The 10,183-nt window shown below is 63.9% G+C and carries 9 protein-coding genes; 6 read left to right on the top strand and 3 right to left on the bottom strand.

Annotated elements, in window-relative coordinates; genetic code table 11:
* Together AC1D1P_RS06620 and AC1D1P_RS06615 are read left to right on the top strand one after the other, a co-directional pair.
* A partial coding sequence (locus AC1D1P_RS06620) for an RbsD/FucU family protein (protein ID WP_477672464.1) occupies positions 1–437 on the top strand: 437 nt, incomplete at its 5' end.
* A complete protein-coding gene (locus tag AC1D1P_RS06615) occupies positions 434–1,690 on the top strand; it encodes an ROK family transcriptional regulator (protein WP_477671144.1) in 1,257 nt (418 codons plus the stop codon). The genes AC1D1P_RS06620 and AC1D1P_RS06615, both read left to right, overlap by 4 nt.
* On the opposite strand, the gene AC1D1P_RS06610 is transcribed toward AC1D1P_RS06615, so the two are convergent.
* Positions 1,674–3,524 carry an AMP-dependent synthetase/ligase gene (locus tag AC1D1P_RS06610; RefSeq protein WP_477672463.1) on the bottom strand — a complete coding sequence of 617 codons (1,851 nt, stop codon included), beginning with the start codon at positions 3,522–3,524 and terminating at the stop codon, positions 1,674–1,676. The two genes, AC1D1P_RS06615 and AC1D1P_RS06610, sit on opposite strands and share 17 nt — an antisense overlap.
* Positions 3,525–3,650: 126 nt before the next feature.
* Positions 3,651–4,304 carry a DedA family protein gene (locus AC1D1P_RS06605; protein WP_477672462.1) on the bottom strand — a complete coding sequence of 218 codons (654 nt, stop codon included), beginning with the start codon at positions 4,302–4,304 and terminating at the stop codon, positions 3,651–3,653.
* A gap of 190 nt (positions 4,305–4,494) precedes the next feature.
* On the opposite strand from AC1D1P_RS06605, the gene mutL reads away from it, so the two are divergent.
* The 4 genes from mutL to AC1D1P_RS06585 all read left to right on the top strand — a co-directional run bounded on the left by mutL (position 4,495) and on the right by AC1D1P_RS06585 (position 9,242).
* A complete protein-coding gene (gene mutL / locus AC1D1P_RS06600; protein ID WP_477672461.1) occupies positions 4,495–6,417 on the top strand; it encodes a DNA mismatch repair endonuclease MutL in 1,923 nt (640 codons plus the stop codon).
* A 32-nt stretch (positions 6,418–6,449) separates the two neighbouring features.
* The gene (locus AC1D1P_RS06595) at positions 6,450–7,409 is read left to right on the top strand and encodes an alpha/beta hydrolase (RefSeq protein ID WP_477671148.1); all 960 of its coding nucleotides are present in this window, start codon (positions 6,450–6,452) and stop codon (positions 7,407–7,409) included.
* A gap of 106 nt (positions 7,410–7,515) precedes the next feature.
* The gene (locus AC1D1P_RS06590; protein ID WP_477671149.1) at positions 7,516–8,847 is read left to right on the top strand and encodes an ammonium transporter; all 1,332 of its coding nucleotides are present in this window, start codon (positions 7,516–7,518) and stop codon (positions 8,845–8,847) included.
* Positions 8,848–8,873: 26 nt separating this feature from the next.
* Positions 8,874–9,242, top strand: coding sequence for a hypothetical protein (locus AC1D1P_RS06585; protein WP_477671150.1), 369 nt, complete (start codon positions 8,874–8,876; stop codon positions 9,240–9,242).
* Positions 9,243–9,285: 43 nt separating this feature from the next.
* Here AC1D1P_RS06585 and AC1D1P_RS06580 read toward each other — a convergent pair whose 3' ends face one another.
* Positions 9,286–10,044 (bottom strand): DeoR/GlpR family DNA-binding transcription regulator, encoded by a 759-nt coding sequence (locus AC1D1P_RS06580; RefSeq protein WP_477672460.1) that lies wholly within the window; start codon positions 10,042–10,044, stop codon positions 9,286–9,288.
* Between the last annotated feature and the right edge of the window lie 139 nt (positions 10,045–10,183).

Genomic DNA, 10,183 nt, shown 5'->3' with positions numbered 1-10,183 from the left:
ACCCTCTACTCACGCCCGACTTGCTCAAGCTGCTGGCCGAGATGGGCCATGACGATGCGCTGCTGCTGGCCGACGCCAACTTCACGGCCATGAGTGTGGGTGCGGGCAAGCCCGTGCTGCGCCTGCCTGGCCATGGCATGGCGCGGACAGTGCGGGCCGTGGCGTCGCTGCTGCCTCTGGCTGAAGATGTGGATCATCCGGTGGCTTACATGCAGGTCAGCGGTACCGAGGCACCCTACCGTTCAGAGCTACAGCGCGAGGTACTGGCGCTGCTGGCCCCGGGCTGGCTGCCGCACCAGCAGGCCGAGGCCGTTGAGCGCTACGCGTTTTATGAACGGGTACGCCAGGCCTATGCCATTGTGGTGACGGGTGAATTGCAGCCTTTTGGCAACTTCATCCTGCGCAAAGGGGTCATCGGCGAAAATCTGCGTCCATGACCGAATCTCCTGTCACCGCCGCCACTCCCGCTACCCCTGCGGAATCCGAAGCAGCCACACCTGTGTGGCTGCGCCAGCGCGGCTCCAACCACGTGGGTATGCGCCAGTTCAACGAACGCGTGGTGCTGCAGGCCATCCGCCTGCACGGCAGCGTACCGAAAGCCGAACTGGCCCGCCTGACCAACCTGACCGCACAGACCATCGGGCTGATCACTGCCCGGCTGGAAGAAGACGACCTGCTGATCCGGCATGATCGCGTGCGCGGGCGCATTGGCCAGCCCTCGGTGCCGTTGGCGCTGAACCCCGACGGAGCCTTCTCTGTGGGGATCAAGATTGGCCGGCGCAGCACCGACTGGCTGCTGGTCGACTTCACCGGTCAGGTCCGCCAACGCCTGTCGCTGGCCTATGCCTTCCCAGATGCCGACACACTGCTCCCCGTGATCGGCCAGAACCTGCGCATCCTGCGCGAGCAACTCGGTGCACTGGCTCCGCGACTGGTCGGTGTGGGGGTGGCCGCTCCCTTCCAGCTCGGTGGCTGGCACCGGATGCTGGGGCTGTCAGCGCAGCAGTCGGACCGATGGAACCACATCGACCTCAGCGCCGAAGTGCAAGCCATGACCGAGCTGCCTGTGAGTTTTGCCAAAGATACCTCGGCGGCCTGTGTGGCCGAGCTGGTGTCGGGCCGTGGGCGCGACCTCAAGAGCTTTCTCTACCTGTTTGTCGACACCTTTGTGGGGGGCGGCCTGGTCATCAATTCACAACTCCACGCCGGCATCCACAACAACGCCGGCGCCGTGGCGTCGCTGCCATTGCAGGCGGCCCGGCCACCCGGCGCGCCGCCACAGCTGGTCAGCCAGGCTTCGCTCTGGGAACTGGAGCAGTGTTTCAAGGCGCGCGGGCTTGATCCGACTGCAGCCTATGACGAACGCGCCCTGCAGCCGCCGTTCGAGTCCGACACCCAGGCCTGGGTGGCCAGCGCCGCCAATGCACTGGCCCACAGCGTGGTCAGCGCAACGGCCCTGCTGGATATTGATGCCGTGGTGATGGATGGCTCCTTTTGCCGCCCGCTGCTGCAGCGCCTGATTGAAGCCACGGGCGCAGCACTCGGCCGCTACAACTGGGAAGGCCTCTGGCCCGCCCAGGTGATCGCCGGCAGCATTGGCTCCGACGCTCGCGCGCTGGGCGGTGCCATGCTGCCCCTGCATGCCAATTTCGCACCTGACCGCGACCTGTTTCTCAAGGGTGGCCGCTGATCCGCGCTTCGGGACGGTACATCGCCTCGATTTCGCGCGCATAACGAGCCATCAGGTTATTGCGCTTGAGCTTGAGCGTCGGGGTCATCAGGGCGTTTTCGGGCGTCCACGGTTCCCGCGTAAGGTACACGGCACGCGGTGTCGCGTAGCGTGCGAAGTCCTTCGTCTGGGTTGCCATTCGCTCCAGCGCAAGCTTGTGGACAACCGGCAGGTGCAGGCTTGCCGGGTCCTCGGGGTCCAGCGCCAGCGCCGCAGCCACACGCCGCCATTCGGCCGGGTTGACCACTGCCACACAGGCGATGAAGGGGCGGTTTTCACCGACCACAAAGACCTGGTCGAACAGGGAGTCGGCGGCAATCGCCACCTCGAGGTCGCCAGGCGGTACTTTCTCGCCGGTCGACGTCACGATGATTTCCTTCAGGCGCCCCATGATGCGGATACGCCCGCCATCGATCACGGCCTGGTCTCCTGTGCACAGCCAGCCGTCTTCCGTCAGCACGCGGGCCGTGTCTTCGGGGCGTTTCCAGTAGCCCTTCATCACCAGCGGGCCGCGCACCTGCAGCTCCTGGTTGGCGCTGATGCGCACCTCGACACCCGGCAAGGCCCTGCCCACCGTGGCCGGGTCGTTGTCGTCGACACCATTGCCCGACACCACGGGCGATGTCTCCGTCATGCCGTAGCCCTGCAGCAGCGGCAGGCCCAGCCCGAGGAAACAGCGTGCCACCGCGTGCGACAAGGGCGCACCACCGCTCACCGCCACCCGCACGCGCCCGCCAAACTGCGCCCGCAGGGTTCCGGCCACCAGCCGCTCCAGCAGGGGCCACACCAGGGGATCCAGCCATGCCCACGGACTTTTTTCGCTTTCCGCCAAAAGCAATCCCTGTGCGCGGCAAAACCGCCGCCAGCCGACAAACTGCGCCGCCAGAAACAGGCGTGTTTTAAGCGGCGACTGCGTCAGTGTCTCCTGCAGTTTGGCAAATACGCGCTCGTAAATACGCGGCACCGAAATCAGTACAGTGGGACGCACGGTTTTCAGGTCCTCGGCCAGCAAGGGCACGGAACGCGCATAAGCCACACAGCTTCCGGCGGCAATGGGCAGGTAATAACCGGCAGTCCGTTCAAACGTGTGCGACAGCGGCAGGAACGACAGGAACACATCGTCCACCATAGGCACCACCAGCGACAGGATGGCTCGCACGTTGGACACGATGTTGCGGTGCGTCAGCATTACGCCCTTGGGTTTTCCCGTGGTGCCGGAGGTGTAGACGATGGCCGCGAGGTCGTCCTCCTGCGGTGCGGGCAGCAAGCCGGCGTACCCTTCCCCCGCCGCCAGCCAGTCGGCCAGCGGCACAACAGCCACCGGTCCACCCGCCCCGCTCAATGCCGCTTCAGGCGCGGCGACCACCACGCAGCGCAACGCCGGCAAGGGCGTTCCGACAGCCTCAATGGCCTGCCACTGCGAAAGCGATGACACCATCAGCAGGGAAGCTTCGCAGTCGGCCAGGATGTAGGCAGTGCTGCCGGCATTGTCAATGGCGTGCAGCGGCACAGGCACCAGCGCCAACGACAGGGCTGCCTGGTCAATGCTCACCGCATTAAGGCCGTTAGGCAAGAGGATCGCGACACTTGCATGGGCCGGCAGTTGCGTGGCCGCCAGCGCGCGTCGCCACCGCGCGACCCGCTCGCTGGCCTCAGCCCAGCAGGTGCTGCACCATTGCCCGGTGACGGCATCAAATTCACGGTAAGCCTCAGCCTCGGGGCTGTGTGCCACGCGAAAGGCCAGTAATTCCGGCAGCGTGTGCACTGCGGCAAGGTCCAGGGGGGTGATGTTCATTCAGGTTTCCTGCCAGCCGGAAAGGCGGCACTGTCATTTTTTATCACGTGCGCAGTTGCGCGTGGCGGCGTTGCATCAAGCCCGTTCAACAACAGGCCTTTTGGGCGGATGCGTATCAGCGCACCTTCAGGCGCCGGCGTTACCTGCTTTGCGCCTGGCCTTCCAGGCGCCGAAAATAACAATCAGGCCGGGAATCAAAATCATGGCCCAGATGATCTTGTCGAGATGGGTTTTAACAAATGGGATATTGCCGAAAAAATAACCAATGGTGACGATACCGCCGACCCAGAGCGCGCCGCCGCCAATGTCATAGAGGGTGAACTTGCTGCGCGTCATTTGGGACACACCCGCCACAAAAGGCGCAAAAGTCCGCAGGAAAGGCATGAAACGCGCCGCCACGATGGTGATGCCGCCATAACGCTCGTAAAACTCATGCGCCTGGTTGAAGGCCTTTTTGTTGAAGAACTTCGAGTCTTCCCACTGGAACACCTTGGGCCCGAAATAGCGGCCAATGGTGTAGTTGGACTGGTTGCCCAGCACAGCAGCGGCAAACAGCAGGCCAACGGACAGCGGGTAATTCATCAGCCCGACACCGCACATGGCGCCCACCACAAACAGCAGCGAGTCACCCGGCAGAAAGGGCATGACCACCACGCCGGTTTCCACAAAGATGATCAGAAACAGCAGCGCATACACCCATGCGCCGTAGCTGGCGACAAAGGCCTCCAGGTGCTTGTCGACATGAAGAATGAAATCGATGAGAAAGGTGACTAGTTCCATGCCGGCAATTTTGACAGGTATGAAACCAGCAGGCCTGCAGGGATGGCCAATGAGCTTCATGGCATGCCCCAAACCTTGCAAATCGCCAACAGACTATTACAAGTTGCTGATTGAACCAGTGCGGGAAAGCCTCAGGACGCAGGGGGTTTACGGCATGTCCCTCAACAGCCAAACCCGTAAAATCTGCGCAATGACCCTGCCCGCCCGCCGCCCGATCCGCGAMCTTCCCGATGAACTGATCAGCCAGATTGCGGCCGGCGAAGTGGTGGAGCGCCCAGCGTCCGTCGTGCGCGAACTGGTGGACAACGCGCTGGATGCCGGCGCCACGCAGGTAACTGTGCGGCTGCTGGCCGGTGGCGTGCGGCTCATCGTGGTCGAAGACGACGGCTTCGGCATCCCGCGCGAAGAACTTCCCGTCGCCCTGAGGCGCCATGCCACCAGCAAGATTGCGTCGTTGCAGGATCTCGAAGCCGTCGGCACCATGGGTTTTCGGGGCGAGGCGCTGGCGGCGATCAATTCGATCGCCGACATGAGCCTGTTGTCCAGGATCGCCGCGGATGAACACGCATGGCAGCTTGACGGCCGCACCGGCGAACTGAAGCCCGCCGCGCGCAGCCGCGGCACCAGCGTGGAAGTGCGGGAGCTGTTTTACGCCACGCCCGCGCGCCGCAAATTCCTGAAAACCGATGCCACCGAACTGGCCCACTGCATTGAAGCCGTACGCCGCCATGCCCTTGTGCGGCCCGATGTGGGTTTTGCCATCTGGCACGAAGGCAAGCTGGTCGAGCAATGGCGTGCGGCGACAGGCGACAACGCCCACCAGCAGCGCCTGGCCGACGTGCTGGGCAGCGAATTTGTCGAACAGTCCGTCGCCGTCAGTTACGAAAGCTCGGCCCGCCGCGCCGACGGCCTGCCGGCCGTGCGCGTCTGGGGCGTCGCCGGCATTCCGGATGCCGCCCGCTCGCGTGCCGACCAGCAGTTCGCCTATGTCAATGGCCGTTACGTACGCGACAAGGTGCTGACCCACGCCGCGCGCAGCGCGTATGAGGACGTGCTGCACGGCCACCGCCAGCCGGTCTATGCGCTGTATGTCGAGATCGACCCGTCCCGCGTGGACGTGAACGTGCACCCGACCAAGATCGAAGTGCGTTTTCGCGACAGCCGCGAGGTGCACCAGGCCGTGCGCCACGCCACCGAAAACGCGCTGGCCGTTCCGCGCTCCATGGCAGCTGTCCAGGCCGGCACGGAAGACGCTGCTGTCACGCCCACCGGATTTCTTGAACAAAACAAGGCTTTTGCGCAACAGGGATGGGCGCAACCAGCTATCAATTTTGTAGCAAACGGCGGCCACAGGGCCTCCGACTTTGACGCCATGTGGCCGTCATCGCAAGCCGTCGCGCCCAGCCCGCGGGAATCTGGCGAGGATGCCCTGTACGTCACCATTCCCCCAGCCGGAAATGGCATGGCAAACCCTGGCGTGCCTGAAGGCGCAAGCGCCCTGCCCTCCGGCGACTGGCCGCTGGGCCGCGCCATCGCCCAGCTGCAGGGCATCTACGTGCTGGCCGAAAACACCCAGGGCCTTGTCATTGTGGACATGCACGCTGCCCATGAGCGCATCGTCTATGAACGCCTGAAAACCCAGATGGACGGTGCCGATGGCGCCGATGGTGCCAGCATCATCAGCCAGCCGCTGCTGATTCCGGCCACCTTTGCCGCCAGCCCCCAGGAAGTGGCCACGGCTGAGGCCAACGCCCAGGCATTGGCAACGCTGGGCCTGGAAATCACGCCTTTTTCGCCCAAAACCCTGGCGGTGCGCGCCGTGCCCACCAGCCTGGCGCAGGGCGATGCGGTGGAGCTGGCCCGCAGCGTGCTGGCCGAACTGGCCCAGCACGACGCCAGCACCGTCATACAGCGGGCCCAGAACGAGTTGCTGTCGACCATGGCCTGCCACGGCGCCGTGCGCGCCAACCGCAAGCTCACGCTTGACGAAATGAACGCCCTGCTGCGCCAGATGGAAGCCACTGAGCGCTCCGACCAGTGCAACCACGGGCGGCCCACCTGGCGGCAGGTCAGCATCCGGGAGCTTGACACGCTCTTCATGCGCGGACGCTGAACTTTCCGGCGCCCGGCGAATCATTCACTTGCATGAAACGCTGGCACCTCTTTACTTCTTTCCTGATGACGCTGGCGTTGCTGGCGGGCTGCGCCACCCTTGACGAAAAGCAGCGGGCCTGGATCTTCCAGCCCAGCGACCGCACCTGGAGCGGGGGCGCTGCCGCCGCTGTTGGCATGGAAGACGTCTGGATTGACTTCAACGCCGCTGGCGGCAACGGCAGTGACGGCGACCACCCCGTCCGCCTGCACGGCCTGTGGCTGCCGGCAGACGAGCCCGATGCCGCAAGCAAAACCCCCGTGCTGCTGTACCTGCATGGCGCGCGTTACAACGTTACCGGCTCCGCGCCGCGCATGCGCCGCATGCAGGAGCTCGGCTTCTCGGTCCTGGGGATCGACTATCGCGGTTTTGGCAAAAGCACCTACGAACTGCCGTCGGAAACATCGGCCTACGAAGACGCCCGCGCCGCGTGGGACTGGCTGGCCAAAAAGTACCCCGGCCGCCCCCGTTACATCTTCGGACACTCGCTGGGCGGGCCAATTGCCATCAACCTGGCCACTGAAGTGGCCGATGAAAGCGGCACGATTGTCGAAAGCACATTCACCTCCATCGCCGATGTGGTGAGTACGTCCCAGTGGGGCTGGATGCCGGTGTCGCTGCTCATCACCCAACGTTTCGAGGCCGTCCGAAAAGTCGGCAAGATCGGCTCCCCCCTGCTGGTGGTGCATGGCGGCGAAGACCGCCTCATCCTGCCGGACCTGGGGCGCAAACTTTATGACGCCGCAGCGCAGCCCAAGCTCTTCCTGCTGGTGCCGGGTGGCTCGCACCACGACACCAACCTGGTCGGCCAGCCGCAATACCGGCAGGCACTGGCACAGCTGTTTCAGATGGACAGGAGCCTTGCTGACGGTGCGCAGCAGAATGAGGCATTGCAGGTGGCCGGCGGCAAACGCGCCCCAAAACAAGCCGAAATGCTACAGAACAAGGAATAATGCCCAAAAACAGGTATTTTTTACTTACCCAATACATGTAGCCGGATGTAACATCCCTCGTACCGCATAGCAGCTGATAGCAGCTAAAACAACGAGAGGGGAATGTATGAGCCAAGTCCTGGTTATCCGCAGGCCGTCTGCCATCAATGTGCTGGCCCCTGTGCTGGCGCTTCTGGCGTCTGCCCCTCTTCATGCCCAGACCGCCGCCGCCGCCGCGGCGCCTGCCGTTGCGAAATTCAATGGYGCAGACACCGCCTGGATGCTCATCTCGACCGTCCTGGTGCTGTTGATGACCATTCCCGGCATCATGCTGTTTTACAGCGGCATGATGCGGGCCAAAAATGCGCTCTCCATCGTGGCGCACACCTTTGCGGCCACCACAGTTGTTACGCTGGTATGGGCGGGCATTGCCTACTCGCTGGCCTTCACGCCCGGCAACCCCTGGATCGGCGACATGAGCCGGGCACTGAGCGAAGGCCTGCTGGGCGCAAAAGTCGGCGCGCACGTTTCAGCGCCTTCCGTGCCGGAATCCGCTTTCTTCCTGTTCCAGCTGGCATTCGCCATCATTACCTTCGCGCTGATCATCGGCGCCACTGTGGAGCGAATGCGCCTGAGCGCCACCATTTTCTTCGCGGCCTTCTGGACCATCCTGGTATACGCCCCTGTGGCGCACTGGATCTGGCAACCCACCGGCTGGCTCGCCAGCATGGGCCACATGGACTTTGCGGGCGGCACAGTGGTGCACATCGCGGCCGGCGTCAGCGGCCTGGTGGCGGCCAAGGTTGTGGGTCCGCGCAAGGGTTTCGGAACCGAACCCATGGTGCCGCACAACCTCTTGATATCCATCATCGGCGCCGGGCTCTTGTGGGCGGGCTGGTTCGGCTTCAATGCCGGTTCGGCCTTTGAAGCCAGTTCGCGCGCCGTGGGCGCCCTGCTGGCCACCCAGGTGGCGGCCTGCGTTGGCGCGTTCATGTGGGGCATTTGCGAATATGTCCAGCGCGGCAAGTTCAGCGTGCTGGGCATGGCAACTGGCGCCATTGCCGGCCTCGTCGCCATCACGCCGGCGTCCGGTTTTGTCGGCGTCATGGGCGCATCGGTGTTGGGCTTTGCGGGCGGCGTCGGCTGCTTCCTGGCCGTGACCCGCTTCAAGCGTGCCACAGGAATTGACGACTCGCTTGACGTATTTGCCCTGCATGGCGTGGGCGGCATCATCGGCACGGTCCTGACCCCGGTCTTTGCGCTCAAGGAAATTGCACCCGTGACCGCCACCGTGTTTACCAACCTCGTGGGAGCCTGCGCCGTTGCAGCTTACGCAGGCGTCGCGACCTGGCTGATTTTGCTGGTGGTCAAGCCCCTTGCAGGCCTTCGCGTAACCACGGCAGAGGAAGAACTGGGCCTTGACCTTGCCCAGCACGGCGAGATGATTTCAGGTGCTTGAGTTCCCCCCATCAAGACACGTAAACCATGCTGTTAACCATGACRCCGCCTGACGACTCCGATCTCATGGCCTACGCGGTGCGGATGGTCATTCCCATGAAGCGGGAGTTCGGCCGTTCGTTGAATGTCCATCAATTCCTGCATGACCTGCCGTACGCCACTGAAGTAATTCAGGAAGCGCTCAACAGCAAGGACGAGCGCCTGCGCAGCTATGCGGCCTATGCGCAGACCAAGATTTTCGGACCCCGCAGCGGCAGCGAACCATTGCTGTCAGCGTCCGCTGCATCGCCCGCACCGTCGCGCGCCGTCGCGGCCGCTCCTGCCGCAAGTGAAACAGAAATCAGCGAAGACCTCCGGGCCAAGGCCATTGCCCGGTACAAGTCAGGCCTGCGCTGAACAGCCTGGCCGCCCCGACAGCGCCCTGATACCCCAGGCTTGATCAGCCCGCCCTCACCACACGCACGCCGGCACGTCTGGCGCTGCTGATCCACGCTGCCTGCGCGTCGCGGTGAACCACCACCGCCGACACATCGGCCAACGCCATGATGCGGCAGGCCGAAGCCGCGCCAAGTTTTTCGCCCGATGCCAGCAGCACCGTTTCCGAGGCGCAGCGGTGCAGCGCCCGCTTGACGGCGGCTTCTTCGGAATCTCCCGTGGTCACGCCCGCCGACGCATGCACGCCGGTCGCCCCCATGAAAAACACATCGGCCCGCAGGCGGGATAGCTGCTCCATCAACTCGGCCCCCATGGCCACCATGGAGTGCCGAAAGAGCCGCCCGCCAAGCAGCTGAATCACGAGGTGGGGACAGCGAGCCAGTTCCATGGCAACCGCCGGGCTGTGGGTAAACACCGTCGCATGAAGGTCTTCACTCAGGTGCCGCGCCATCTGCAGCGCGGTGGTGCCGCCGTCGATGATCACCACCTGCCCTGGCTGGACCATGGCCGCCGCCGCCCGGCCGATGGCCTGCTTGTCCAGCGGCGCAATTTGCTCACGCACCGCCACATTGCCGACGGCCGGTGAAGCAGGCAAGGCCCCGCCATGGACACGCTGGAGCTTGCCCGCCTGGGCCAGCTCGCGAAGGTCGCGCCGGATGGTGTCTTCCGAAATACCCAGCTCCTGGCTGAGGGCCTTGGCAACCAGTTGCCCGTCACGGTCAAGGCGCGTCAGCAGCAGGTGTTTGCGTTGGCTGGTCAGCATGGGGTTTCGGCTCCGGTTTCTATCTGGCGTGAAGCTGGACAACTGCACGAAATTTCATAATAATGCACGATATTACACGAAATCAACCAACCCGAATGCGCCCTTCCTTCCTGACTCCACCGCCCGCACCACACGTGCG

It is taken from the genome of Polaromonas sp. P1_E1_2 (genome assembly GCF_056406035.1).
The sequence above is the reverse complement of the archived record's forward strand: the minus strand, read 5'-3'. Positions and strand labels throughout refer to the sequence as shown.

Excerpts from the sequence above, each read along its gene's own strand:
- AC1D1P_RS06615 (WP_477671144.1), top strand. The coding sequence starts at position 434 with ATGACCGAATCTCCTGTCACCGCCGCCACTCCCGCTACCCCTGCGGAA.
- AC1D1P_RS06610 (WP_477672463.1), bottom strand. The coding sequence starts at position 3,524 with ATGAACATCACCCCCCTGGACCTTGCCGCAGTGCACACGCTGCCGGAA.
- AC1D1P_RS06605 (WP_477672462.1), bottom strand. The coding sequence starts at position 4,304 with ATGGAACTAGTCACCTTTCTCATCGATTTCATTCTTCATGTCGACAAG.
- AC1D1P_RS06595 (WP_477671148.1), top strand. The coding sequence starts at position 6,450 with ATGAAACGCTGGCACCTCTTTACTTCTTTCCTGATGACGCTGGCGTTG.
- AC1D1P_RS06580 (WP_477672460.1), bottom strand. The coding sequence starts at position 10,044 with ATGCTGACCAGCCAACGCAAACACCTGCTGCTGACGCGCCTTGACCGT.